The sequence below is a fragment of the Rhizobium terricola genome (assembly GCF_012927355.1).
Taxonomy (GTDB): Bacteria; Pseudomonadota; Alphaproteobacteria; order Rhizobiales; family Rhizobiaceae; genus Allorhizobium; species Allorhizobium terricola.
Genome location: NZ_JABBGK010000001.1, coordinates 1,720,790 through 1,746,014, shown reverse-complemented (window position 1 = coordinate 1,746,014; position 25,225 = coordinate 1,720,790). Strand labels below are relative to the sequence as shown.

Below are 25,225 nucleotides of genomic sequence, written 5' to 3'. Positions count from 1 at the left end.
GACTGCTCCCGTTGGCTGGCCTGTCGTAATTGCCGTCGTTCGGCCGGCATTGCCGCCGGATGGCGGCGAATAGTATGACGCTGGCGTGAAATTCGTCCACACCCCTTGTTTTCAGGGCTTGAGGCGGGTAGAAACCGCCCACTTTCCCATAAGACAAAAGGACTACACCGATGGCGATTGAACGCACCTTTTCGATGATCAAGCCGGACGCAACGAAGCGCAACCTGACGGGCGCCATCACCAAGGTTTTCGAGGACAACGGCCTGCGCGTCGTCGCCTCCAAGCGCGTCTGGATGAGCAAGCGCGAAGCTGAAGGCTTCTACGCCGTTCACAAGGAACGTCCCTTCTTCGGCGAACTGGTTGAAGGAATGACCTCGGGCCCGACCATCGTTCAGGTCCTCGAAGGCGAAAACGCCATCCTCAAGAACCGCGAGATCATGGGCGCCACCAACCCGGCCCAGGCCGCCGAAGGCACGATCCGCAAGCAGTTCGCCCTGTCGATCGGCGAGAACTCGGTTCACGGTTCGGACGCCCCGGAAACCGCTGCCCAGGAAATCAAGTACTGGTTCGCGGACACCGAAATCGTCGGCTGAATCAGGCTTTGAGCGGGGCCTCTCAAGGCCTTGCGAATATTGAAAGAACCGGGGTCGAGAGGCCCCGGTTTTTTCATTTCGGGCAGGCGGTGTCCTGAGCGTAATCGACGCTGCCATCGACTTTGAAAACCTCCGGGTTCTTGGTGTAGACCGGCCCGATCACCAGCGGTTTCGTCGGTAGGATGGATTGGTCGAGGCTTGAGACGACGGTCGTGTCGATAGCCTGCAACTGCCGTCCGCCGCCGTCGACGATCCGGATCGACACCGCGTAAGGGTGGTCCTTGCGCACGCAGCGCATCGGCGGACTTTCGAGCGTGACCTTCTTCCAGAAGGGGAAGATCCTCGACTTCGTCACATGGGGTGCGCCGCCCGCCGGATTCTCGAACGTCGTCTCCACATAGCTGTCGTCAGGCAGCGTGCCGTTACGTGCCAGCGTGATCACGGCCGTTGCCTGGGCCACGCGGTAGTTGAAGATGAACACCTTGCCGGAGACGACCAGCGGCTTTTCCGCATCCTCGCGCTGACAGCCCGAAAGCACCAGGAGAACAAGGACGAGCGACAGCATGTTCCGGCCCTTCGTCATTGCGTGCCCTCCTTGCGGCTGCGCTGATAGTGGCGGTGCGCCTTCATGCGGTTGCCGCACACCGCCATGTCGCACCAGGTGCGGCTCCGGTTACGGCTCTTGTCGAGAAACAGCCATCCGCAATTGCCGCAGATCTTCAGGCGATCCTCCTCCGGCATCGAGATGAGCCGGAGGGCGGAATGGGCGACGGCCGCCTCCAGTGCGGTTTCCGATCCTGCAGCCCGCAGCATGGCGGCGGTCGCATCGAGCAGGTCGGCGAGGCTAGTTCGGTCATCCAGTCCGGCCACCTTGGCGCGAAAATGCCGGTCGATCGCTTCGCGCAGGCGGATGAAACCCTCGGTGTTCTCCTCGGTGACAGGTTCCAGTCGGCCGAAGAGCGCCCGTTCGGCGGAGAACGCCTCGGCCGCGGCGGGAAACGCCCGCAGTTGTTCGCGCTCGGAGAAACGGTCGATGCGTCGCGTATCGTCGAAGCGCAGGATCACGCTGTTGGCGACATCGAGCGCAAGCGCGCCCCCGGCGAAACGATGGGGTGTCCATGAAAAGGTCATGATGAAATTATAACTGGCAAAACGGTTTTTACCAGTTATAAAATGCGCGCGGAGGCGATGATGATCTATCTTGCGCAGCAACTCGTGAATGCCGTGCCGATCGCCGCGCTTTATGGGGCGCTGGCCTTCGGCTATGCGCTGATCTTCGGCATGACGCGCCGCCCCGATATCACCTACGGCGCGCTCTTCGCCTTTTCCGGTCAGGTCTTCCTGCTGTTTGCCCAGTTCGCCTGGGATCGCCTGCTTCTCATCCTGCCGGCGGCGCTCGCACTCGCGGCCGCCCTGTCCCTGCTTTACACGCTGGTGACCGCAGCCGGCATCGCGCGATACGTGATGCGGCCCTTGCACAGGCATTCGCCCAACGCGGTCATCGTCGCGTCGCTCGCCCTGCTGATCCTGCTCTCCGAGACCATGCGCCTGGCCATGGACAGCCGCGAACTCTGGTTGTCGCCCTTCCTCAACGCCCGGATCATCTTCCTTCGGCAGGGCGCTTTCGAGGTGGGGCTGACCGTGATCCAGATCGGCAATGCGGCAATCATGGCCTGCCTCGTCGTCATCGGCCATCTTCTGCTGGAGAGCACACGGGCCGGGCGAGTGTGGCGTGCTGTGGCCGACGATCCGGATGCGGCCCGGCTCACGGGCATCGACTCCGATGCCGTGTTCACCTTGTCCTACCTCTCGGCCGCACTCGTCGCGACGGTGTGCGGCGTGCTCGCCACCTCCTACTACGGCACGATGGATTTTTCGTCCGGCATGATGTTCGGCCTGAAGGTCGTACTGGTCGCCGCAATCGGCGGCTATGCGGTGCCGCTGCGATCGGCTCTGGGGGCCGCGTGCTACGGGGCCGCGGAAACCTTCTGGAGCTCCTATCTTCCCCTGGTCTGGCGCGACGTCGCGCTCTTCTCGGTACTGATCCTGCTGGCCGTCCTCTTCCGCCGCGAGGCTCGGATCTGAGGTCAGACGCCGGATTGTAGGCAGGCGTGGCGCATTCCCGTGGAGAGTGGAGGGGGATGCGATTGACGGCGGCAGTGCCGCGCGCTTTATGTCGGAGAAGAACCGGTCGAGCCGGTCCGTGACCAGACACCATCAAAGCGCAACGGACGCCATGAACAGCATTCGCCGGCAGTTGTTTCCCTGGCTGAAGGTGGCCCTGTCGCAAGGGTTGGTCCTAGCGCTCGTGCTCTATCTTCGGCCATATCTTCCCGTTGCCGGGCCGCTTCTGCTGGTTGCCCAGGGCCTTGCCGCGGCGCTGCTGGGCAGGCTTCTCGGCCTGTCGGCCTTCTGGATCCCGATCCAGATCCTTCTTCCGCTCGCCGTCGCCTTCAACGCCGTCGTCCCGGCCTGGGCCTATCTCGCGGCCTTCGCGGTCTGTGCGCTGATCTACTGGAACAGCGCCTCCGAACAGGTGCCGCTCTATCTCACCAACCGCAAGACCTGGCGTTCCTTGAGCGGGATCGTCGCCGACCACGGCGCAAAGTCCTTCGTCGACCTCGGCAGCGGCATGGGTGGAGTCGTGACCTTCCTGGCCCGCACCCATCCGAAGCTGCGTGTCCGGGGCGTCGAAACCGCGCCTCTCGTCTACCTGGCTTCCAAGCTGAGGTTGAGATTTCAGAATCTACCGAACGCCGAATTCGTCTATCGCAACATATGGGACGAGAACCTTTCGGCTCACGACGTCGTCTACTGCTTCCTGTCGCCGGTGCCGATGCCGAAGATGTTCGCCAAGGCCAAGGCCGAGATGCGACCGGGCACGCTCTTCGTCAGCAACAGTTTCGCGGTACCGGACCAGCCGCCCTATGCGATGGTCGACGTCAACGACGGCCGCAAGACGCGGCTTTACATCTATCGAATGTAGCCGGGCTCAGTCCATCCAGCGGTCGCGCGCGCGGTCGTCGGCATCCTTGGCCGAGACCCAGTCGCCGCTGGAGCCATCCTTTCGGTGCTCCTTCTTCCAGAAGGGTGCCGAGGTCTTCAGGTAGTCCATCATGAAGTTGGCGCCGTCAAAGGCCGCCTGACGATGAGGTGCCGTGGCGATGACCAGCACGATCTGCTCGCCCGGCGCTATTTTGCCGTGGCGGTGGATGGCGGTCAGGCCAAGGAGGCCGAAACGGGAGATGGCGGTCTCGCCGATACGGCGGATCTCGGCTTCCGCCATGCCGGGATAGTGCTCGAGTTCAAGGGCGGAGAGTGAGCCCGCCTCGTCGCGGCAAAGGCCGACGAAAGAGACCACGGCACCGACATCGGCGCGCCCTTCGGTCAGTGTCCGGCTTTCTCCGGAAAGGTCGAAATCCTCTGACTGGACGCGAACGGTGAGCGGGGTCATCTCTGAAATCCTCCGGTCTTGTCGCGTCGCAGTGCAACCGGCGTGCTACCACGAACCGGAACAGACGGGCTTTCCGGCCGCATCCGTTCAGCCGCCCGTCATCGGCGGGAAAAGGCCGATCTCGCGGGCGCCTGCAATCGGCTCGTCATGCTCGACATGTTCCTGGTTGATCGCAACCCGGATCGCCTTCGGAAACTGCAGCGCGTTCTCGTATTCCTCGCCCAGTGTGGCGAGATGGGCGATCAGGTCGCCCGCAGTCTTCACCTCCGGCGGAAGCTCAAGTTCTTCCTCGCCCTTGCCGATCCGCTCGCGCACCCAGGCGAAATAGACGAGCTTCACCATCTCAGTCCACCATGTGCTTCAGGCCGGCGCGGAAGTAGTCATAGCCGGTGTAGATGGTCAGGAGGGCGGCGATCCACAACAGCGAGATGCCGATTTCGGTGGTGTAGGGCAGCACCTTGTCACCGGCAGGCCCCGCCAACAGGAAGGCGAGTGCAAACATCTGCGCGGTCGTCTTCCACTTGGCGATGCGGGTGACCGGAACGGGAACCTTGAGGGCGGCGAGATATTCACGCAGGCCCGAGACGAGGATCTCGCGGCACAGGATGGTGATCGCGGCCCACAGCGACCAGCCGGCAATCGTCCCGTCGGCGGCCATCAGCAGCAGCACGGAGGCGACCAGCAGCTTGTCGGCGATCGGGTCGAGCATCTTGCCGATATTGGACGTCTGGTTCCAGATACGGGCGAGATAGCCGTCGAGATAGTCGGTGATCGAGGCGATGATGAACAGCCACAAACCGGTCCAGCGGGCAAAATCCGAGCTCTCGAGCTTCCCCTCGATAAAGAAGCACACGACGATCAGCGGCACGGCGACGATGCGGGCATAGGTGAGGAGATTGGGAATGTTGTAAGCGCGCGAAGCCATGATGCCCTGTCTGTCAAATGATTTGGACTGTAGATGACGGTTTCCCGTCGCGACCGTCAACACAACTTTTCTTAATTGTCTTTAAGGTTTCCCGCCGGGAAGTCGCCCTTCCTTACGTCAATCTGCGGCGTTTTCGTGAAAGTGGTTGTAAATCAGCTTGGCGACCGCCTCGGATATGCCTTCGACCGCGGTCAGGTCGGAAACTGCGGCCCGCGAGACGGCCTTCGCCGTGCCGAAATGCTGGAGGAGCGCACGCTTGCGCGTCGGCCCGATGCCGGAGATCTCGTCGAGCGGGTTCTTGACCATCTCCTTCTTGCGGCGTGCGCGATGCGAACCGATGGCGAAGCGATGGGCCTCGTCGCGCAGGCGCTGGATGAAGTAGAGCACCGGATCGCGCGGCGGCAGGGTGAAATCCGGCTTGCCGAGCGCGAAGAACCGCTCGCGCCCGGCGTCGCGGTCGACGCCCTTGGCGACACCGATGGCGCTCACGCAGTCGGAAATCCCGAGTTCGTCGAGAATGGCCCTGACGGCCGTCATCTGCCCCTGGCCACCGTCGATCAGGATGACATCGGGCCAGGCCGGAAAGGCCGCTTCGGCCGAATCGTCGGGCGCGACGCTGCGGTCAGGCTTGCCTTCCTCCTTGAGGAGACGCGAGAACCGCCGCGTCATCACCTCGCGCATCATGCCGAAGTCGTCCCCGGGGGTGATGTCGGTCGAGCGGATGTTGAACTTGCGGTACTGACCCTTGACGAAGCCTTCGGGTCCCGCGACCACCATGCCGCCGACGGCGTTGGTGCCCATGATGTGCGAGTTGTCGTAGATCTCGATGCGCCGCGGCACATAGCCAAGACCGAAGGTTTCGGCGAAACCCTGCAGCAGCCGGGACTGCGAGGCCGTTTCGGCCAGCTTGCGCCCATGGGCCTCGCGCGCGTTGCCGGCCACGTGGTCGACCACGTCCTTCTTGTCGCCGCGCTGGGGCACCAGGATCTGCACCTTGTAGCCGGCCCGTTCGGTCAGCGCCGTTGCAAGCAGGTCCTGTTCCTCGATCGTTTCGGAAAGCAGGATCTGCCGCGGGCAGGGCTTGTCGTCGTAGAATTGCGCCAGGAAGGCATTGAGTACCTCGGCGCTGGTCATCTGTGGGTCGGCCTTGGGGAAATAGGCCTGGTTGCCCCAGTTCTGCCCGGCGCGGAAGAAGAAGACCTGGATGCAGGTCAGGCCGCCCTCGTGATGGATGGCGAAGACGTCCGCCTCCTCGACGCTGGCCGGATTGATCCCCTGGTGGCTCTGCACGTGGCTGAGGGCCGCGAGGCGGTCGCGATAGACGGCGGCGCGCTCGAAATCGAGATCTTCGGCAGCCTCGTTCATCGCCGACGCGATCGCCGCCTTGACGTTCTGGCTCTTGCCCGAGAGGAAGTCCTTGGCCTCCCGTACGAGTTCGGCGTAGCCGCTGTCAGGGATTTCATGCGTGCACGGCGCGGAACAGCGCTTGATCTGGAACAGCAGGCAGGGCCGGGTTCGGCTTTCGAAGACGCTGTCGGTGCAGGTCCTGAGCAGGAAGGCGCGCTGCAGCGAGTTGATCGTCCGGCCGACCGCCGTCGCCGAGGCGAAGGGGCCGAAATACTCGCCCTTCCGGCTGCGGGCGCCCCGGTGCTTGTAGATCGCCGGTGCCCGGCTGTCGCCGGTGATGAGGATGTAGGGAAAGCTCTTGTCGTCGCGCAGCAGAACGTTAAAGCGCGGCCGCAAGCGCTTGATCAGATTCGCTTCGAGCAGCAGCGCCTCGACCTCGGTGCGGGTCGTGACGAATTCCATGTTGGCCGTCTCGCGCACCATGCGCGTCAGGCGATTGGAATGCAGGCGTCCCTGGGCATAGTTGCTCACGCGCTTCTTCAGGCTGCGCGCCTTGCCGACATAAAGCACGTCGCCGGCCGCATTCAGCATGCGATAGACGCCGGGACTGTTGGGCAGCTGCTTGACGAATTCGCCGATCAGGTCGGCGCCAGTCAGGCCGGTCTCGTTGAGGTTCGTGACGCTCCAGTCGACCGCCGCAGCAGGGCGCGGAGAATCGCCTTCGGAAACGACGTCCTCGTCGTCTTCCTCTGTGCCGTCATAGAGAATGCCGCCGTCCGGCAGCTTTCCTCCCGTCATTCATTGATCTCCATTGCGCCCGGCGCGCGCCAGGCGAGATGCTGTCCGCCGTCGAGTGCAATCATTTGGCCGGTGATCGACGGCGTGTCAAAAAGAAAGCGGATCGTCTGCCCGAATTCCCGAAGTTCCGGGCCGCGCTCCATGGGCAATGCGTCGATCTGGGCCTGGAAGTCCGCCTCCGTCTGGCGCGCGCTGCGAAGCGTCGGTCCCGGACCGATGCCGTTGACGCGGACCCGCGGTGCGAAGGCCTGGGCCATTGTATAGGTCGCGGCATGAAGGGTGGCCTTCGACAGTCCATAGGAGAAGAAGCGCGGCGAGGGGTTGAGCACCCTCTGGTCGATGATGTTAACGATCAGCCCGTTGCTGTCGGCCGGCAGCTGCCGCAACAGCTCCGCCGAGAGGATCGCCGGCGCCCGGACATGGAGGTCGAAATGCCGGTCGAACGTCTCCGCTTCGAAGGTCTCCGCGCTGTCCTCGATGAAGGCCGATGCGCTGTTGACGAGCAGGTCGACCGGACCGAGCGCCGCGTTCGCCCTCGCCATCAGCGAGGCCGTGGCCTGGCCATCCCTGAGATCGGCCTGAAGCGCGACGGCCCGCCCGCCTTCATTGCGGATCGAGGCCGCAAACGCTTCCGCCTCGTCGATCGAATGGTTTGCGTGCACTGCAATGGCAAAACCGTGACGAGACAGATCCTCGGCGATCGCACGGCCAAGTCTTTTGGCAGAGCCGGTCACGAGAGCGGTCCTAAGTATGCTTCCTGTCATGGGTGTCAGCCTGATCTCTTGTTGCGTCGCTGCGCATATATGGCTTGAAACCTTGCTGTGAATAGCCGCTTCAAAATTCTTTTCTCAGGTTAATGCGGTGAAAGTCTTCGCTTAACTTAAGTTTAACTTTCAAGAAGCTGAGTAAAAAGCACTAGCCTCCATGATATGGTTAATTGTTTATTTGTTGCCTTTAAGCAACATCCAAATTTCGTCATCGCTGTGCCACAATGAATTCACAATTCGGCTCTTTCATTTCCTCAATTGGAAACCATGTTAGCCCTCGGAACGGGCAGGGATTTACATCAATCGTTCGAGCCGCCGTTGGTTAGATTTAAGAGCGGCTCTGAACTGAAAGGAGACAAGTATGCGTACCCTCACTATGATTCTTCTGGCTTCCGCTACGAGCCTGATGGCTCTCCAGGCTGCACAGGCTGCCGACGCTGTCGACCAGATTCCGGAGGCTCCGGCTGCAACCGAAACCTATGCAGCACCGGCAGGCAACTGGTCCGGCGCATATGTTGGTGGTGCGGTGACCTATGACTTCGGCCGCTTCACCGGCAGCGACGACCGCGATGCGAAGGCACTCGGCGGCTCGGTCTACGGTGGCTACAACATGCAGAACGGCCAGATCGTTTACGGTGCTGAAGCCGACCTCGGCTACAACGGCGAAGACGGCAATGCCGGCGCCGGTTACACTGGTACCCAGGGCGTCAATGGTTCTATCCGTGGCCGCGTCGGCTACGACATGAACCCCTTCCTGATCTACGGTACGGCCGGTGTTGCTGCCGCCAACCACAAGCTGGAAAGCGCAACCGACAACGACGAGCGCCTTGCCGCTGGTTACACCGTCGGTGCGGGTGTTGAAGCCATGGTGACCGACAACATCACCGCTCGCGTCGAATACCGCTACAGCGACTACCAGAAGCGCGACTTCGACCTCGACGGCGCGACCGTCACGAAGGGCTTCGACGACCACAGCGTCAAGGTCGGTATGGGCGTCAAGTTCTGATCCTTCCTGGATCGGTACCACGAAAAAGCCGGGCGAGAGCCCGGCTTTTTTGTTGTCTTTAACGTCGCGCCTCCTGTTCAGGCGCGCGGCTTCATCTCGTGATACGGCTCGAAGCGTTCGGCAAACTTGCTCGGCCAGGCGGCAAGCCGCGTGCGTCCGTTTTCCCATTCCCCGGGGAAGCGCAGCATCAGGTAGCCGATGAGGGCGCCGAGGGAAAAATGTCCGCCGTGGAGCGCCTTGCCGAACTTGGGCATGTTCGCGTTCAGATGATCAAGGCCGCGGACGACCTTGCTCCACTGCCGGTCGATCGAGGGCTGGCTGATCAGTTCCGGCGGGCGGAAGCGCCGCTCATAGACGATCTCGAGCAGGCAGTCGGCAATGCCGTCGCAGAGCGCTTCCAGCACTTCCGCCTCTGTACGCTTGGATTTCTTCTTCGGATAGAGCGGCTTGTCGGCGATCCGGTCGAAATAATGCATGATCGTCCGGCTGTCGAAGATCGCCTGCCCCTCTTCGGTGACCAGCGTCGGGATCTTGCCGAGCGGGTTCGCGTCGATCAGCGCGGCCGGGTCGTCCCGGGTGTTGACGTTGATTTCCTCGATCTCGATGCCGAGGTGGCGTGCCGCCATTCGGACCTTGGAGGAATAGGGGGAGGAGGGCGCGCAAAGGAGCTTCATCGGCATGTCCTGGCTGAGGTTGGTGTGGGGGGAACCTATCGTGTCTCGGGGATAGGTGGAATGGATATCGATCGCTGGCGGCAGCCGTTCCCTTCGATTTCCGGGCAGGTGCGGAAGGCAAGGTCGCGGGTCAGGCAGATTTGCACTTCCTCGAGCTTGCCCCCTTCGCAGGTCACCGCCATGCCGCGCCCCGTGAGACCGGGATTGGCCGCGGTGAACTGCTGCTCGAGCGCCTCGGGCGCGACCCGGGTTTCCTTTCGCGCCGATTTCAGCGAGGCCGGCAGCGCGATGCGTTCGAAGGCTGCCCTGGTTACGGAAAAATAGTCCTGCTGGCTGAGGCTGGAACAGGTGCCATGCTTGCGCCATTCATGGCCGATCAGCCCCATGGAGGGCATGATGTCGAACATCTGCCGGCCAAGGCTTTGTGAAACACGCTCCGGCTCGTCCGTCGGACATTCCTCGGGATAGCCGCGCTCGTATTGCGGCCAGAGGCCATGCACGATCATTCCGTGACGCCGCGATGGGCCGCATTGGTCCCGGTTGCCCGCACCGTCCGGCGACTGGCAGAAGGTCGGCGACCATGACAGGGCCAGGACATAGAAATCGAAGCCGGTGCCCTGCGGGATCGCCTGGATGGGCTTCGGTGTTTCCGGGCTGGAGGCGGGCCGTGGTGCAGCCGGTTTTGCCGCTTCCGTCACCTTGGGCGACGGAGCGCCTTCTTGCTCCGTGCGGTCGGTCAGGAACTGGTAGGCCAGCGCGCCCGCCACGACGAGGAAAAGGGCGATGAACCCCAGATAGCGTTGCATGATGAGGAATCGCGTTCAGCGCAGGGATTTGCAGTGTGCGCCGTAGACGTGCCACGGATCGAGGCCGCTGGTGCAGAACTCGACGGAATGCCCGACGCCGGCAAAGCCCCAGGTGCCCTCGACCAGGAACCAGAGCTGACGCCGGGCGCCGTCGCTGGTCGTGACCGTCGAATGGCAGTAGCGGCGCTCCACCCGGTGGGTCTCGTCGGTCAGCTCCAGCCGGTTCTCGGTGATCGGTCCGAATTCCGCGATCGAAAGATCCGTCTGCAGGTAGCTGCGCATGTTCGGGGCGAAGCGGCCGTTGACGGCTGCAGCGGCCTGTTCGCAGGACGGCGTCGCCGCGCTTGCCTCGGCCGCGAGCATCAGGGGCAGGATTGCGGTGAGCGAAAGCGCGGTGCTGATGATCGATCTGGCGAACATGGAGGCTCTCCCTTTTGTCGCCAGAATGTTGTCAAAGCCCGTCGAGGTCAAGGGATCAGATAGCCGCCGCGGTGGTCTGCCGGGCTTCGTGAGAACCTGGATTCACTCCTCGCCGCGCAACCAGAAACAGCGGTGCGAGGCATAGCGGTCCTGGGCCATCACCCGCTTCAGTTCCGGCAGGATGGCGTGCAGCTCGTCCTTCAGCGTGAACGGCGGATTGACGATAATGAGCCCGGTGCCGGAAAGGCCGGTCTGATCGCGGTCGCTCTTCACCGAAAGCTCGGCGCAGAGCATCTTCGGGATCTCGAGTGCCTTCAGCGCCTCGTGGAAGGCGGCGATCGGCGCGCCCTTCTTGATCGGGTACCAGAGGCAGTAGACGCCGGAAGAAAAGCGCCGATAGGCCTTCGCCAGCCCGTCGGCCAGCCGCTCGTATTCGCCGTCCAGTTCGAACGGTGGATCGACCAGCACGATACCGCGCTTCTCCTTCGGGGGAAGATGGGCGCCGAGCGCCAGCCAACCATCGAGCTCTGTCACGCGAACCTGAAAGTCGCCCTCGAACAGGCGGGCGAGCCGGCGGCAGTCGTCGGGATGCAACTCCATCGCCGACAGGCGGTCCTGCGGACGGAACAGCATACGGGCGAGCTTTGGCGAGCCGGGATAGAGGGTGATGTCACCCTCCGGATTGAGGCTGCGGACGGCGTCGAGATAAGGCGCCAGGATGCTGGCGGCCGGCTCCGGCAATTCCGCCTCGAGGAGTTTGCCGATGCCGTCCCGCCATTCGCCCGTCTTCTGCGCCTCTTCCGACGAAAGGTCGTAGAGCCCGATCCCCGCATGGGTGTCGAGCAGGCGGAAAGCCTTGTCCTTCTGCTGCAGATAGACGATCAGCCGGGCCAGAACCGCATGCTTCAGCACGTCTGCGAAATTGCCCGCATGGTAGATGTGGCGATAGTTCATCTGTCGTCCTGATGGGTTCGATGATTTGTCGGAATGGGGCTTTTGAGCCGTCAGCCCATGCAATATACAAACGTCATGAATATCGCGAGCCCTATCCGGACCACCGGTCATACGGTCTGTCCGCACGACTGTCCATCCGCCTGCGCACTGAACGTCGATCTCGGCCCCGACGGGCGTATCGGCAGGGTGCGCGGCTCGGCCGACAACACCTATACGGCCGGCGTCATCTGCGCCAAGGTCGCCCGTTATGCCGAGCGTCTCTATCATCCCGACCGCCTGGTGACACCGAAGCGCCGCAAGGGTGCAAAGGGCGAAGGCGTCTGGCAGGAAATTTCCTGGGACGACGCGCTGGACGAAATCGCCGACGCTTTCGTCAAGGCCGAGGCCCGCCACGGATCCGAGGCGATCTGGCCCTATTTCTACGCCGGCACGATGGGGCAGGTGCAGCGCGATTCCATCGAGCGCCTGCGCCACGCCAAGCGCTATTCGGGTTTCTTCGGTTCGATCTGCACCAACATGGCCTGGACCGGCTATGTGCTCGGTACCGGTGCGCTACGCGGGCCCGATCCGCGCGAGATCGCCAAGGCGGATTGTGTGGTGATCTGGGGCACCAATGCGGTCGCGACCCAGGTCAACGTGATGACCCACGCGATGAAGGCCCGCAAAGAAAGGGGCGCGAAGATCGTCGTGGTGGACATCTACGACAACCCGACGATGAAGCAGGCCGATATGGGCCTGATCGTCCGGCCGGGCACCGATGCGGCGCTCGCCTGCGCGGTCATGCACATCGCCTTCCGTGACGGTTATGCCGACCGCGCCTACATGGAAAAATATGCCGACGATCCGACCGGTCTCGAAGCGCATCTGAAGTCGCGCACGCCGGAATGGGCCGCCGGGATCACCGGCCTGACCGTCGAGGAGATCGAAGCCTTCGCCCGCCTGATCGGCACGACCAAGAAGACCTTCTTCCGCCTCGGCTACGGTTTTGCTCGCCAGCGCAACGGTTCCGTCGCCATGCATGCGGCGCTCTCCATCGCAACCGTGCTGGGCTCCTGGCAGTACGAAGGTGGCGGGGCATTCCACAACAATGGCGACATCTTCCGCCTCAACAAGTCGGAACTGATGGGCACCGCCTATGCCGATCCGGACATCCGCATGCTCGACCAGTCGCAGATCGGCCGTGTGCTGACCGGCGATGCAGAAGCGTTGCGTCATCGGGGTCCGGTGACGGCCCTGCTAATCCAGAACACCAACCCCGTCAATGTCGCGCCCGAGCAGCGGCTCGTGAAGCAGGGCTTCCTGCGGGGCGACCTGTTCGTCGCCGTGCACGAGCATTTCATGACCGAGACGGCCGACGTCGCCGATATCGTCATGCCGGCCACCATGTTCGTCGAGCATGACGACGTCTACCGGGGCGGCGGCCACAGCCACATCCTGCTCGGACCGAAGATCGTCGAGCCGCCGGAAACCGTTCGCACCAACCTCTTCGTCATCGAGGAACTGGCCAAGCGGCTCGGCGTCGCCGATCGCCCAGGCTTCGGCCTCTCCGAATACGAGCACATCGATCACATGCTGAAGGCCAGCGGCTGGGCGGGATACGACACGCTGAAGGAAGAGCGCTGGTTCGACTGTCAGCCGGAATTCAGGGCTGCCCATTATCTCGACGGGTTCGGCCATGCGGACGGAAAATTCCGTTTCCGCCCGGACTGGGAGAACGGCAGGGCGCCGAACAAGCCGCCGGCGTCCGTCGGCAACCTCGGACCCGTCGCGGCCCTTCCGGTGTTCCCTGACCAGGTGGACTTGATCGAGGTTGCGGATGCCGAACATCCGTTCCGGCTTGCGACCTCTCCCGCCCGCAATTTCCTGAACTCCACCTTTGCCGAGACGACGACGTCGCGCGAGAAGGAGGGGCGACCGCAGGTGATGGTCAATCCGGCCGACGCCGCACGCCTTTCGATCGCCGACGGCGACGTCGTCCGCATCGGCAACGGGCGCGGAACGCTGCGTATCCATGCGAGCGTTACCGAGGCGGTGAAGCCGGGCGTGCTGGTGGCGGAAGGCCTGTGGCCCAACAAGGCGCATCTCGACGGCGAGGGCATCAACGTGCTGACCGGGGCCGATGCCACGGCCCCGCATGGCGGCGCGGCCTTCCACGACAACAAGGTCTGGCTGGAAAAGGCCGTCGGATGAGCCGCTTCGATCGCGTCAGGATCGCCATCCGCAAGGATGAGCTTCTGTGGAAGGGCTGGAGCGAGTTCCGCCGCATCGTCTTCGACTATATCCGCCCGGACGATACCGCGGTCGAACTGCAGTGGGAGGTCTTCGACCGCGGCGAGGCCGTGGTCGTTCTTCTCTATGACCCGGATCGCGACATGGTGGTGTTGGTTCGCCAGTTCCGCATCCCCGTTCACCTGATGGGGGACAAGCCCTTCCTGCTCGAGGCGGCGGCGGGTTCGATGGAACATGGAGAGGATCCCGTCGCGACCGTCTGCCGCGAGGCGATGGAGGAGACCGGGTATCGGGCGGCGTCACCGCGCTTCCTGTTCAGTGCCTATATGTCGCCGGGCGCGGTCACCGAGAAGGTCCATTTCTATGTCTCGCGCGTCTCGGCCGCCGACAAGGTTGCCGAGGGCGGCGGCCTTGCCGAGGAGAACGAGGACATCGAGATCACCGAATTGTCCCTGGACGAGGCGCTCGCCATGATCGGGACGGGCGGCATCATCGACGCCAAGACCATCATGCTGCTGCAATGGGCCGCGCTCAATCGCGGGCAGTTGTAGTCTTTGAAAAGAAGAATGGCCGCGAACGCGCAAAGGAACGTCCGCGGCCGGCAGGCAGCTTGCGCTGCCCGCGGGGGGCTCGGAAACCCTAGAACGTGCCCTTGAGGCCGAACGAGATCGACATCGCCTGATAGGATGCACCAGCCGAGTCGGATTCGTAGGAATCGGCCGTCGCGCCCGTCGTGTCGACGATCTTCATGTCACCGCGACGGTGGAAGACCTGTTCGAACGAGCCGGCGAGGTAAAGCGAGGCCGAGGGAGTGATCTTGTAGTCGGCGCTGACATTGGCGGCGAGCATCGGGGCGACGCCCATGCTGTCGTAGTAACGAAGGTCGCGCTTCCAGTGGTCGTCGATGTCGTCGATGCCGAAGCTCAGGCCACCCTGCAGGCCGCCGCTGAGCGTCAGAGCGCCGATCATGTGTTCGCCGTTGACGGCAAGGAAGCCGACGGGGATCTTCTGCTGGTAGCTGATGCCCGGATCGCCGTCCGGCCAGCTGCCGACATCATCCCGAAAATGGCCGGTGGTGCTGTAGATGTAGGAACCACCGACGGCGTCCCACTTGACATCGGTGTAGCGGAAACCGGGACCGACGCTGAAATTCGTGGTGTCGTTGGAATAGACCTCGCGATCGATCTCGATCGAGCCGCTGAAATAATGTGCGAGCTCGGTATCGGGATGGATCGAGCGATCGGTCCAGTCGCTGTTGCTGTAATCCATCCAGTCGTAGTCGACCATGTGGCCGTCACCGCCGGTGCCGATGTTGACGGCCGCCTTGATCTTCCAGTTCTTGTCGAGTTGCGCATCGGCGCCGAGCGTGTAGAGAACCATGCCCTTGGTTTCCCAGTTAAGCTCGCTGACCTTGTGGGAACCGTCATAGACGAACTCGTCGGCCTTGATGTTGGCAAGCCCGATGCCGCCGTAAAGCGAGAAGGCGCCGTCGGGCGAGGTGAAGATGGTGTCCTCAGCAGACGCGAGCGTCGGCAGACAGAAGGCGACGCCGGCCGCAAGAGCGATGCGGGCAAATGATTTGGTCATGAAAATGTCTCCATGCGTGATGGCTGCGATCGCCGCCACCCTATGGATCTGACCAACTCGATCAATCGCCTGGAGCGTCCACTTCTGAGTCTTGTGGTGTCCAATAAAGGGCCCAAATTTTGCCGCTGCGTTTCAGCGGCAAGGCCTCGTCAGAGCGAAACGAGCTTCGCTTGCGGATCGCCGACGTAGGCCTTGCGCTCGACACGGCCGTCGGCGCCCATGCCCACGGCTCCCTCGGCCAGCAGCCGCAGCGCCTGCGGATAGGTGCGATGTTCCACGGTCAGCACACGGGCAGCAAGGCTGTCGGCGGTATCGCCGGGCACGATCGGCACGACGGACTGGGCGACGATCGGACCTTCATCCATGCCTTCCGTGACGAAATGCACGGTGCAGCCCGCGATCATCATGCCGGCATCGATGGCACGCTGATGGGTGTGGAGGCCGGGAAAGAGCGGTAGGAGCGAAGGGTGGATGTTGAGGATCCGGCCTTCGTGGCGCTTGATGAATTCGCCGGAGAGCAGGCGCATGTAGCCCGCAAGGCAGATGATGTCCGGAGACAGCGCATTGAGCGCGTCGAGGATTGCCGCCTCGTGCTCGGCCTTGCCGGTGTAGGACCGGCGTTCGAACACATGGGTCGCAATGCCGCGTTCGGCGGCCCTGGCAAGTCCGCCGGCCGTCGCCTTGTCGGAGATGACGGCGACGATTTCCGCCGGAAAGCCGGGTGAGGCGCAGGCATCCGCCAGCGCCACCATGTTCGAGCCGCCGCCGGAAATGAAGACGACGACGCGGTTACGGGCCGTCGTCATAGGGCGAGCGTGCCTTCGTAGCGGGTTCCGGCTTCACCTTCGGCGCGGGCGATCATCCGGCCGAGCGTCACCACCTTTTCGCCTTCGGCGGCAAGAACCTCGGCAACCCGGGCGGCATCCTTCTCGGCGACGACGACGATCATGCCGACGCCGCAGTTGAACGTCCGCAGCATCTCGTTCTGGGCGACGCCGCCGACCCGTGCCAGCCAGGAGAAGACCGGCGGCACGCTGATTGCGGCAAGGTCGATCGAAGCGGCAAGGTGCTTCGGCAGCACGCGCGGAATGTTTTCCGGGAAGCCGCCGCCGGTGATGTGGGCAAGCGCCTTGAGGGCGCCGGTCTCGCGGATCGCCTTGAGGAGCGGCTTCACATAGATGCGGGTCGGTTCGAGCAGCGCGGCGCCGAGCGTCTTCGTCGTGTCGAAGGGAGCGGCTGCGTCCCAGGTCAGGCCGGAAAGGCCGACGATCTTGCGTACCAGCGAGAAACCGTTGGAATGGACACCCGACGATGCAAGCCCGAGGATCACGTCGCCTTCGGCGATGTCGCCGGCCGGCAGGAGCTTGCCGCGCTCGGCCGCGCCGACGGCGAAGCCCGCGAGGTCATAGTCGCCACCGGAATACATGCCCGGCATCTCGGCGGTTTCGCCGCCGATCAGCGCACAGCCGGCCTCGCGGCAGCCGGCCGCAATCCCGCCGACGATCGCCGCGCCCTGGTCGGGGTCGAGCTTGCCCGTGGCAAAATAGTCGAGGAAGAACAGCGGCTCGGCCCCCTGGACCACGAGGTCGTTGACGCACATGGCGACGAGGTCGATGCCGACCGTGTCGTGCAGGCCGGCGTCGATGGCGATCTTGAGCTTGGTGCCGACGCCGTCATTGGCTGCGACGAGAACCGGATCGGTGAAGCCCGCGGCCTTCAGGTCGAACAGGCCGCCGAAGCCGCCGATCTCGCCGTCGGCGCCAGGACGGCGGGTGGACCGTACATGAGGCTTGATCTTCTCGACCAGGAGATTGCCCGCATCGATGTCGACGCCCGCGTCGCTGTAGGTCAAACCGTTGCGTTCAGACTGGCTCATCTCGTGCCTCCGATGGGTGTCGATATTTGCGGGTGGCAATTGCATGAAGAGCCCTCGGATGCAAGTCGGCAGGCTCAGATCACGCGGTTTTCCGGCACTTTTGCCCTCTTCATTCGTGGCACCTTCGGATCGCGTGCGCTTGACCTTCGCTTTCGGCCTGACCTATCTCCTGTTTCCTGTTAGTAGTGCGGCGCAGAAAAGCGGTGACCGTATCGGAAGGGAAGGGCGGACCATGGTTCAGCACATCAGCGGCAGCGGGTTGAAGCGTCAGGCAATGTTCTGGCTCGCAGCACTCGCCGTCTTCGTCGTCTTCCTGATGATGTTCCGGACGATCCTCCTGCCGTTCATCGCCGGCATGGCGCTCGCCTACTTCCTCGATCCGGTTGCCGACCGCCTGGAACGTCTTGGGCTGTCGCGCCTGATGGCGACCGTGGTGATCCTCGTCACCTTCATCATCGTCTTCGTGCTCTCGCTGATGATCATCATCCCGGTTCTGGCGAGCCAGCTCAACGAGTTCATCCAGCATGTGCCGGGCTATGTCTCGCAGTTGCAGACCTTCATCGCCACCTCGAACGCCGCGTGGCTGCCGGAATGGCTGAACAGCCAGATGGACACGATCAAGGCGAACTTCTCCAAGTATCTGTCCGAGGGCGTGGGCTTCATCGGAACCCTGCTCGAGCAGATCTGGAACTCCGGCAAGGCACTTCTCGACATCGCCTCGCTGCTCGTCGTCACGCCGGTCGTCGCCTTCTACCTGTTGCTGGACTGGGACCGCATGATTGCCAAGGTGGATGGCTGGGTGCCGCGCAATCACGTCGCAACGGTGCGCGAGATCGCCACCGAACTCGACCGCACCATTGCCGGCTTCGTGCGCGGACAGGGCTCGCTCTGCCTCTTCCTCGGTATCTACTACGCCATCGGCCTTTCGCTGATCGGCCTCAACTTCGGCCTGCTGATCGGCTTCCTGACCGGCATGCTGAGCTTCATCCCCTATGTCGGCTCGACCGTCGGCCTGGTGCTGGCCAGCGGGGTCGCGCTCGTGCAGTTCTGGCCGGACTATGTCCACCTGATCATCGTCGTGGTGTTCTTCTTCTCCGGACAGTTCATCGAGGGCAACATCCTGCAGCCCAAGCTGGTGGGAAAGAGCGTCGGGCTGCACCCCGTCTGGCTGATGTTCGCCCTCTTTGCCTTCGGCGCTCTCTTCGGCTTTGTCGGCGTTCTGGTCGCCGTGCCGGCTGCGGCTTCGGTCGGCGTTCTTGTCCGTTTCGCTCTGTCGCGGTATCTTGAGAGCGATTTGTATTACGGGCAGTCGACCATCATCGAGGTGAAGCCCGATCCCGGTGTTTCAGAGAAGTGAATGCGTGAGATGAAGAAGGTCGCGACGCGGCGAAGGACGGCCGAGCAACTGCCGCTCGCCTTCGACCACGGCACGGCGAGTGGCCGTGAGGACCTGCTGGTATCCGATCGCCTTGCCGCGGCGGTCGCGCTGATCGACAGCTGGCCGCAATGGCCGTCCCCCGTCGTGATCCTCACCGGCCCGGCGGGATCCGGCAAATCGCATCTGGCCGAAATCTGGCGCGAGCAGTCCGGCGCGTCGGTCATCGCGCCCGTCGCAGGCGGCTCCGCCGCGGAGGTCGCCTCCGCCGGTCCGGTGCTGTTTGAGGATGCCGACAGCGCCGGCTTCGATGAGGTCGAGCTTTTCCATGTCATCAACAGCGTCCGCGAACACGGCACCAGCCTGTTGATGACGTCGCGCACCTGGCCTCTGTCCTGGCCGGTCGTGCTTCCCGATTTGAAGTCGCGGCTGAAGGCGGCCACCATGGTCGAGATTGGCAGCCCCGACGAGGCGCTGCTGTCGCAGGTGATCGTCAAGCTCTTCGCCGACCGCCAGCTTAATATTGACGACAAGATCGTCGGCTATATCGTTCAGCGCATGGAGCGGTCCTGCTCCGCGGCGCAGGAGGTGGTCGAGCGGATCGACCGGCTTGCGCTGTCGCGACGCACGAAGATCACGCGGGCGCTCGCGGCCGAAGTTCTGGGCGAACTCTACGAGGCCGAAGACCTCGGGTAGTTGTCACAGGATTGTCGTCAAACTGTTATATTTGCGGCCGCTACGGCAATTGAGGGATGGACAATGGATTCTGTGGTGACCGAGACGACGACCTCCGACCTCGTGGAGGGCATGGCACCGGAAGACCTGTCCTCTAGCCCGCTGCGCTTCATCAACCGCGAATTCTCGTGGTTGCAGTTCAACCGACGCGTCCTCGAAGAAACGCTGAACACCGCCCATCCGCTTCTGGAGCGCGTGCGGTTCCTGTCGATCTCGGCCACCAACCTCGACGAGTTCTTCATGGTGCGCGTCGCCGGCCTCGAAGGCCAGGTCCGCCAGGGCATCACCATCAAGAGCCCGGACGGCAAGGCCCCGCACGAGCAGCTCGACGACATCCTCAAGGAAATCGACAACCTGCAGATGGAGCAGCAGGCTTCGCTTGCCGTTCTCCAGCAGTATCTCGCCAAGGAAGACATCCTGATCGTCCGTCCGGCGGCGCTCTCCGCCGAAGACAGGACCTGGCTCGCATCGGAATTCGAGGAAGCGATCTTCCCGGTGCTGACGCCGCTCTCGATCGATCCGGCCCATCCGTTCCCCTTCATTCCGAACCTCGGTTTCTCCATGGGCCTGCAGCTCGAGAGCAAGCGCACCCAGGAGCCGATGACGGCGCTTTTGCGCCTGCCGACGACGCTCGATCGCTTCATCCGGCTGCCCGACGACAAGACGACGCTCCGTTACATCACGCTGGAAGACATGGTCGGTATGTTCATCGACCGGCTCTATCCGGGCTACGAGGTCAGGGGCTTCGGCACCTTCCGCATCATTCGCGACAGCGATATCGAAGTCGAGGAGGAGGCCGAAGACCTGGTGCGCTTCTTCGAGACGGCGCTCAAGCGCCGGCGTCGCGGCTCGGTGATCCGCATCGAGGTTGATTCTGAAATGCCGGTCGCCCTTCGCCAGTTCGTGGTGCACGAACTCGGCGTGCCGGAAAACCGCGTTGCCGTGCTGCCGGGCCTGCTGGCACTCAACACCATTTCCGAGATCGCCAAGGCGCCGCGCGACGACCTGCGTTTCGAGCCCTACAATGCCCGTTTCCCGGAGCGCGTGCGCGAGCATGCGGGTGACTGCCTGGCCGCGATCCGCGAAAAGGACATGGTGGTTCACCATCCCTATGAGAGCTTCGACGTCGTCGTCCAGTTCCTGCTGCAGGCAGCGCGCGACCCGGATGTCCTTGCCATCAAGCAGACGCTTTACCGCACCTCGAACGACAGCCCGATCGTCCGTGCCCTGATCGACGCCGCCGATGCCGGCAAGTCGGTGACCGCACTGGTGGAACTCAAGGCCCGCTTCGACGAGGAGGCCAACATCCGCTGGGCGCGCGACCTGGAGCGCGCCGGCGTGCAGGTCGTGTTCGGCTTCATCGAACTCAAGACCCACGCCAAGATGTCGATGGTGGTGCGCCGCGAGGACGGCAAGCTCAGGACCTACTGCCACCTTGGCACGGGCAACTACCACCCGATCACCGCGAAGATCTACACCGACCTGTCCTTCTTCACCTGCAATCCGAAGATCGCCCATGACATGGCGAACATCTTCAACTTCATCACCGGCTACGGCGAGCCGGAAGAAAGCATGAAGCTCGCGGTATCGCCCTATACGCTTCGTCCGCGCATCCTGCGTCACATCGAGGAGGAGATCTGCCACGCCAAGGCCGGCAAGCCCGCCGCGATCTGGATGAAGATGAACTCGCTGGTCGATCCGGAGATCATCGACGCGCTCTATCGGGCAAGCCAGGCCGGCGTCGAGGTCGATCTCGTCGTGCGCGGCATCTGCTGCCTGCGCCCGCGCGTTCCCGGCCTCTCCGACAACATTCGCGTCAAGTCGATCGTCGGGCGCTTCCTCGAGCACAGCCGCATCTTCTGCTTCGGCAACGGCTTCGGCCTGCCGTCGGAAAAGGCGCTGGTCTACATTGGTTCCGCCGACATGATGCCGCGCAATCTCGACCGCCGGGTCGAGACGCTCGTGCCGCTCGTCAACCCCACCGTCCATGAGCAGGTTCTTTCACAGATCATGCTGGGCAACTTGATTGACAACCAGCAGAGCTACGAGATATTGCCCGACGGAACGTCGCGGCGCATGGATGTGCGGCCCGGCGAGGAACCTTTTAACGCGCAGCACTATTTCATGACCAATCCGAGCCTTTCGGGTCGGGGAGAATCGCTGAAAGAAAGCGCGCCGAAACTGATTGCCGGCATCATTTCCGGCAGGAAACAATAAAACTGGTACTTCATGACAAGATCTGAAGCGCAGGGGCGGTTGCCTGGCATAGCCCCTGTCTCCGTTGTCGACATCGGTTCCAACTCGATCCGACTGGTCATCTATGAAGGCTTGTCGAGAGCGCCGACGGTGCTGTTCAACGAGAAGGTCCTTTGCGGTCTGGGCAAGGGACTGGCCACCACCGGTCGCATGGACGATGAAGGTGTGGCCCGTGCGCTCGCCTCGCTGAAGCGGTTCGGCGCGCTGTCGCGCCAGGCCCGGGCGACCGCCATGTATGTGCTCGCGACCGCTGCGGCCCGTGAAGCGCAGAACGGCCCGGATTTCATCCGTGCGGCCGAAGAGATCCTCGGAACCCATATCGAGGTCCTGACCGGCGAGCAGGAAGCGCTCTATTCCGCGCTCGGCATCGTCAGCGGATTCCACGATCCGGACGGCATCGCCGGTGACCTCGGCGGCGGCTCGCTCGAACTGATCGACATCAAGGGGCGCGAACTCGGTACCGGCATCACCATGCCGCTCGGCGGACTGCGCCTCTCCGAGACGGCGGGCGGCTCCTTGCCCAAGGCACGAACGATCGCCCGCAAGCTGTTGAAATCGGCCACCCTGCTGGAAAAGGGTCGGGGACGGATCTTCTACGCCGTGGGCGGGACCTGGCGAAACATCGCCAAGCTCCACATGGAGATGCGCAAGTATCCGCTGCACATGATGCAGGGTTACGACCTTTCCTATGATGAGATCGCCACCTTCCTCGACGAGATCATCGCGGGTGCAAACAGTCGGGATACGGCCTGGTCGTCGATCTCGAAGAGCCGCCGGGCGCTGATCCCCTTCGGTGCGATCGCCATGCGCGAAACCATCGAGGTGATGAAGCCGGCAAGCGTCTCCTTCTCCGCGCAAGGCGTGCGCGAGGGTTATCTCTATTCGCTGCTGTCCGAAGAGGATCGGAACCTCGATCCCCTGCTGACTGCGGCGGACGAACTGGCGATCCTGCGCGCCCGATCGCCCGAGCATGCCCGCGAACTGGCGGAGTGGACGGGCCGCATGATGCCCTACTTCGACGTCGTGGAAACGGAGGAGGAGGCCCGCTATCGCCAGGCTGCCTGCCTGCTCGCCGACATCAGCTGGCGCGCCCATCCGGACTATCGCGGCCTCCAGGCGCTGAACATCATTGCGCATTCGTCCTTCGTCGGCATCACCCATCCGGGCCGTGCCTTCATCGCGCTCGCCAACTATTACCGCTTTGAAGGCCTGAACGACGACGGCCAGACCGGGCCGCTCGCGACGATCGCCACACCACGGCTGCTGGAACGGGCCAAACTTCTCGGCGGCCTGCTGCGGGTCGTCTATCTGTTCTCGGCGTCGATGCCGGGCATCGTGCACAACCTGACCTTCCGCAAGGCGAACCGTGCCGATCTCGACCTGGAGTTTGTCGTGCCCTCGGCCTATCGCGATTTCGGCGGCGAGCGTCTGGACGGTCGCCTGCAGCAGCTCGCGCGACTGACCGGCAAGCGGCTCGCCTTCAGGTTCGAGTAATTCCGTACGGCGCCGAACAATGTCGCGTGGCCGCGAGGGCCGCGGGCGCGATCTGTCGCATTGTAACGAATGGCGCAGTGTTCCGTTAACGCAATGTTTTTGTTCCGGAAATAGGTCCAATTGCGGTCGTTGTATTCGCGTCCGTCAGTCGTAGTTTGCCGCCATTCAATGGAACGAGGCAAATTTCATGACGAGCATCACGATCACAAACAATTCGAACAACGCCGCGAACTACGCAGTCTTCCAGAAGTCTGGCCAGCAGGGCAACGCCGCCAACACTGCCTGGAAGGTGACCACGCCGGTCGGATCCGACAAGTTTTCCTGGAACGTGGACTACAGCAGTCCCGACCTGCTGGGCAAATCGTCTCAAACGGGTTCCGCTGCGAAGAGCGGCGTCTCGCCGGTCGACTACTCCGTTGACTATTCGGTGTATGACCAAACCGGCAAGGCGCAGTCGGTGGGCAACACTTCGACGACCGTGCTCTATCTTTGATGACGAGAGGCCGGCGGCACGAATGCCGCCGGCCTTCGGTCTTTTACTTGGCGGCGAGGAATTCACCCACTTCGAGCAGGACGAATTCGTTGTCGTCCGCCTTGTCGAGTGAGCGGCCGGCCGAGAACGGCAGGTTGTTGTCGTTGCCGACGACGATGTGCGTGGAGTCGATCACGTCGACATCCTCGATGGTGACGAAGGGCATGTCGTAATAGCCTTCGCCGCCGCCCTGGCGCTTCTTGTTGTCCGGATCGGCGATCTTCATGAGATCGATATAGCCGATCTTGCGCGCGGCCTTGCCGGCGTTGTCGTCGGTCATCTCGATCTTATAGATGCGCTTGTGCTTGGCCGGAACGGCGAAGCAGTCGGCAGCCGGTGCCTTGGGATCCGCACAAGCCTTGTCGGCCGTGCCGGCGCCGTTGTCGCGTTCGATGACGAGGGCGGTGGTGGCGTCGATCATGTTGAAGTCGCCGATCGCCTCGCCGCCTTCGGACAGCGGGTAGAGCCAGGAACGGCCCGTCCAGGCCTTCGAGGCGACGTCGAGCTCGATGATCCGCAGCGCCGTCAGGCCGTCGGCCTTCTCGATCGAGCCGTCTTCCAGATAGAGCGGACCTTCCAGCAGGCCGTAGAGCTTCGAGCCGTCCTTCGACATGGCGAGACCTTCATAGCCGCCCGAACGCTTCAGGTTGAATACCGGCATCTTGGCGGTCGGATTGGCCGGAACGACGAGCGTTGCATTGTCCGGCGACTTCACCTCGGTCTCGCCTGCCTTGGTAGCGATCACGTCGGTCAGCTTGCCGTCCTTGCTGAACTTCAACAGATAGGGGCCGAACTCCTCGCCCACCCAGAAGCCGTCGGCAACCGGCTGGATCGATTCGACGTCGAAATCGGCGCCGGTGAGGTAACGCTGTTCGGCACCTTCCATGACGATCGGGAAGGGCGCCTTTTTGTCAGGATCGGACAGGAACACGGTTTCCAGGTGCTCGACCTTGCCGGCATCCCAGTCGAACTTGATGTGATGCAGCATCAGCATGGAATCGGACGAGTTGATCTTCGAGCCGAAGCCGTTGTCGGACAGGCTCCAGAACGTGCCGTCCTCCATGGTCTTGATGCCGGAAAAGCCCTGCATGGCCTGGCCGTCGAACGGCATGGAAAGCCCCGTCGGGCGAACGCCGTCCTTGCCGGGTACGGTGCCGAGGCCTTCGGCGCGCTTGCGATCGGCGGTGGTGAACTTGCCGGAGGTCTTCAGGTGTGCCGGAGCATCGGCCGGGGCGGCGATGATCGTGTTGGCCGGCAGGATCGCATGGTTGACGAGCTTGGCCGGGAAGGCGGTCTCGTCGGCGAAAACGGGGGCGGCGATGAGGAAAAGGGATACGGATGCAAAGAGCTGTTTTTTCATGGCGTCACCATTCGTGAGACGGTTTCAGACGCCGCAT

Annotated in this window: 26 protein-coding genes; 11 read left to right on the top strand and 15 right to left on the bottom strand. The window is 63.1% G+C overall.

Annotation, left to right across the window (positions count from 1 at the left end):
- The first annotated feature begins 170 nt into the window (after nucleotides 1–170).
- Nucleotides 171–593, top strand: a complete 423-nt coding sequence (gene ndk, locus HHL25_RS08395) for a nucleoside-diphosphate kinase (protein ID WP_169589008.1) — start codon at nucleotides 171–173, stop codon at nucleotides 591–593.
- Between the two features lie 73 nt (nucleotides 594–666).
- Here the strand turns inward: ndk and HHL25_RS08390 are convergent, their stop codons facing one another.
- Both HHL25_RS08390 and HHL25_RS08385 read right to left on the bottom strand, forming a co-directional pair.
- Nucleotides 667–1,176 (bottom strand): hypothetical protein, encoded by a 510-nt coding sequence (locus HHL25_RS08390; RefSeq protein WP_169589006.1) that lies wholly within the window; start codon nucleotides 1,174–1,176, stop codon nucleotides 667–669.
- A complete protein-coding gene (locus tag HHL25_RS08385) occupies nucleotides 1,173–1,724 on the bottom strand; it encodes a CGNR zinc finger domain-containing protein (protein ID WP_169589004.1) in 552 nt (183 codons plus the stop codon). The genes HHL25_RS08390 and HHL25_RS08385 overlap by 4 nt, the downstream gene beginning before the upstream one ends.
- Nucleotides 1,725–1,784: 60 nt before the next feature.
- Here HHL25_RS08385 and HHL25_RS08380 point away from each other — a divergent pair, with 60 nt between their 5' ends.
- Both HHL25_RS08380 and HHL25_RS08375 read left to right on the top strand, forming a co-directional pair.
- Nucleotides 1,785–2,678, top strand: coding sequence for a branched-chain amino acid ABC transporter permease (locus HHL25_RS08380; protein ID WP_169589002.1), 894 nt, complete (start codon nucleotides 1,785–1,787; stop codon nucleotides 2,676–2,678).
- Nucleotides 2,679–2,829: 151 nt separating this feature from the next.
- Nucleotides 2,830–3,579 carry a class I SAM-dependent methyltransferase gene (locus HHL25_RS08375; RefSeq protein ID WP_169589000.1) on the top strand — a complete coding sequence of 250 codons (750 nt, stop codon included), beginning with the start codon at nucleotides 2,830–2,832 and terminating at the stop codon, nucleotides 3,577–3,579.
- A gap of 6 nt (nucleotides 3,580–3,585) precedes the next feature.
- Here HHL25_RS08375 and HHL25_RS08370 read toward each other — a convergent pair whose 3' ends face one another.
- The 5 genes from HHL25_RS08370 to HHL25_RS08350 all read right to left on the bottom strand — a co-directional run bounded on the left by HHL25_RS08370 (nucleotide 3,586) and on the right by HHL25_RS08350 (nucleotide 7,881).
- Complete coding sequence (locus tag HHL25_RS08370; RefSeq protein ID WP_169588998.1) at nucleotides 3,586–4,047, bottom strand: molybdenum cofactor biosynthesis protein MoaE; 462 nt, start codon at nucleotides 4,045–4,047, stop codon at nucleotides 3,586–3,588.
- 87 nt (nucleotides 4,048–4,134) lie between these two features.
- Entirely contained in the window at nucleotides 4,135–4,389 is a 255-nt protein-coding gene (gene moaD, locus HHL25_RS08365) for a molybdopterin converting factor subunit 1 (RefSeq protein ID WP_169588996.1), read from the bottom strand.
- A 1-nt stretch (nucleotide 4,390) separates the two neighbouring features.
- Nucleotides 4,391–4,972: a CDP-diacylglycerol--glycerol-3-phosphate 3-phosphatidyltransferase gene (pgsA, locus tag HHL25_RS08360; protein WP_169588994.1), complete on the bottom strand. Its 582-nt coding sequence runs from the start codon at nucleotides 4,970–4,972 to the stop codon at nucleotides 4,391–4,393.
- A 117-nt stretch (nucleotides 4,973–5,089) separates the two neighbouring features.
- Entirely contained in the window at nucleotides 5,090–7,117 is a 2,028-nt protein-coding gene (gene uvrC, locus HHL25_RS08355; protein WP_169588992.1) for an excinuclease ABC subunit UvrC, read from the bottom strand.
- On the bottom strand, nucleotides 7,114–7,881 hold the full coding sequence (locus HHL25_RS08350; RefSeq protein WP_169588990.1) for an SDR family oxidoreductase: 768 nt from the start codon (nucleotides 7,879–7,881) through the stop codon (nucleotides 7,114–7,116). The genes uvrC and HHL25_RS08350 overlap by 4 nt, the downstream gene beginning before the upstream one ends.
- Nucleotides 7,882–8,245: 364 nt before the next feature.
- On the opposite strand from HHL25_RS08350, the gene HHL25_RS08345 reads away from it, so the two are divergent.
- Nucleotides 8,246–8,890: an outer membrane protein gene (locus tag HHL25_RS08345; protein ID WP_169588988.1), complete on the top strand. Its 645-nt coding sequence runs from the start codon at nucleotides 8,246–8,248 to the stop codon at nucleotides 8,888–8,890.
- Nucleotides 8,891–8,967: 77 nt separating this feature from the next.
- On the opposite strand, the gene HHL25_RS08340 is transcribed toward HHL25_RS08345, so the two are convergent.
- The 4 genes from HHL25_RS08340 to HHL25_RS08325 form a co-directional block, all read right to left on the bottom strand.
- Entirely contained in the window at nucleotides 8,968–9,564 is a 597-nt protein-coding gene (locus HHL25_RS08340) for a glutathione S-transferase (RefSeq protein ID WP_169588986.1), read from the bottom strand.
- A gap of 35 nt (nucleotides 9,565–9,599) precedes the next feature.
- Nucleotides 9,600–10,370, bottom strand: coding sequence for a ribonuclease T2 family protein (locus HHL25_RS08335; protein ID WP_169588983.1), 771 nt, complete (start codon nucleotides 10,368–10,370; stop codon nucleotides 9,600–9,602).
- A gap of 15 nt (nucleotides 10,371–10,385) precedes the next feature.
- Nucleotides 10,386–10,790: a hypothetical protein gene (locus HHL25_RS08330; protein ID WP_169588981.1), complete on the bottom strand. Its 405-nt coding sequence runs from the start codon at nucleotides 10,788–10,790 to the stop codon at nucleotides 10,386–10,388.
- 102 nt (nucleotides 10,791–10,892) lie between these two features.
- Entirely contained in the window at nucleotides 10,893–11,744 is an 852-nt protein-coding gene (locus HHL25_RS08325) for a 23S rRNA (adenine(2030)-N(6))-methyltransferase RlmJ (protein ID WP_169588980.1), read from the bottom strand.
- 57 nt (nucleotides 11,745–11,801) lie between these two features.
- On the opposite strand from HHL25_RS08325, the gene HHL25_RS08320 reads away from it, so the two are divergent.
- Both HHL25_RS08320 and HHL25_RS08315 read left to right on the top strand, forming a co-directional pair.
- The gene (locus tag HHL25_RS08320) at nucleotides 11,802–13,934 is read left to right on the top strand and encodes a molybdopterin-containing oxidoreductase family protein (protein WP_169588979.1); all 2,133 of its coding nucleotides are present in this window, start codon (nucleotides 11,802–11,804) and stop codon (nucleotides 13,932–13,934) included.
- Nucleotides 13,931–14,524: an NUDIX domain-containing protein gene (locus HHL25_RS08315; RefSeq protein WP_169588978.1), complete on the top strand. Its 594-nt coding sequence runs from the start codon at nucleotides 13,931–13,933 to the stop codon at nucleotides 14,522–14,524. Before HHL25_RS08320 ends, HHL25_RS08315 begins: the two co-directional genes overlap by 4 nt.
- Nucleotides 14,525–14,612: 88 nt before the next feature.
- Here the strand turns inward: HHL25_RS08315 and HHL25_RS08310 are convergent, their stop codons facing one another.
- From HHL25_RS08310 to purM, 3 genes are all read right to left on the bottom strand, one after another.
- Nucleotides 14,613–15,560 (bottom strand): omptin family outer membrane protease, encoded by a 948-nt coding sequence (locus HHL25_RS08310; RefSeq protein WP_169588977.1) that lies wholly within the window; start codon nucleotides 15,558–15,560, stop codon nucleotides 14,613–14,615.
- Between the two features lie 149 nt (nucleotides 15,561–15,709).
- The gene (purN, locus tag HHL25_RS08305) at nucleotides 15,710–16,366 is read right to left on the bottom strand and encodes a phosphoribosylglycinamide formyltransferase (RefSeq protein WP_169588976.1); all 657 of its coding nucleotides are present in this window, start codon (nucleotides 16,364–16,366) and stop codon (nucleotides 15,710–15,712) included.
- Nucleotides 16,363–17,436 (bottom strand): phosphoribosylformylglycinamidine cyclo-ligase, encoded by a 1,074-nt coding sequence (gene purM, locus HHL25_RS08300; protein ID WP_169588975.1) that lies wholly within the window; start codon nucleotides 17,434–17,436, stop codon nucleotides 16,363–16,365. The genes purN and purM overlap by 4 nt, the downstream gene beginning before the upstream one ends.
- 232 nt (nucleotides 17,437–17,668) lie before the next feature.
- Here purM and HHL25_RS08295 point away from each other — a divergent pair, with 232 nt between their 5' ends.
- From HHL25_RS08295 to HHL25_RS08275, 5 genes are all read left to right on the top strand, one after another.
- Nucleotides 17,669–18,793, top strand: a complete 1,125-nt coding sequence (locus HHL25_RS08295) for an AI-2E family transporter (RefSeq protein WP_169588974.1) — start codon at nucleotides 17,669–17,671, stop codon at nucleotides 18,791–18,793.
- On the top strand, nucleotides 18,794–19,507 hold the full coding sequence (gene hdaA, locus HHL25_RS08290) for a DnaA regulatory inactivator HdaA (RefSeq protein WP_169588972.1): 714 nt from the start codon (nucleotides 18,794–18,796) through the stop codon (nucleotides 19,505–19,507).
- 63 nt (nucleotides 19,508–19,570) lie between these two features.
- Complete coding sequence (locus tag HHL25_RS08285; RefSeq protein WP_169588970.1) at nucleotides 19,571–21,763, top strand: RNA degradosome polyphosphate kinase; 2,193 nt, start codon at nucleotides 19,571–19,573, stop codon at nucleotides 21,761–21,763.
- Nucleotides 21,764–21,775: 12 nt separating this feature from the next.
- Complete coding sequence (gene ppx, locus HHL25_RS08280) at nucleotides 21,776–23,296, top strand: exopolyphosphatase (RefSeq protein WP_169588968.1); 1,521 nt, start codon at nucleotides 21,776–21,778, stop codon at nucleotides 23,294–23,296.
- Nucleotides 23,297–23,483: 187 nt separating this feature from the next.
- A complete protein-coding gene (locus HHL25_RS08275; protein WP_169588966.1) occupies nucleotides 23,484–23,789 on the top strand; it encodes a hypothetical protein in 306 nt (101 codons plus the stop codon).
- Nucleotides 23,790–23,832: 43 nt separating this feature from the next.
- Here the strand turns inward: HHL25_RS08275 and HHL25_RS08270 are convergent, their stop codons facing one another.
- The gene (locus tag HHL25_RS08270; protein WP_169588964.1) at nucleotides 23,833–25,188 is read right to left on the bottom strand and encodes an esterase-like activity of phytase family protein; all 1,356 of its coding nucleotides are present in this window, start codon (nucleotides 25,186–25,188) and stop codon (nucleotides 23,833–23,835) included.
- Nucleotides 25,189–25,225: the final 37 nt, after the last annotated feature.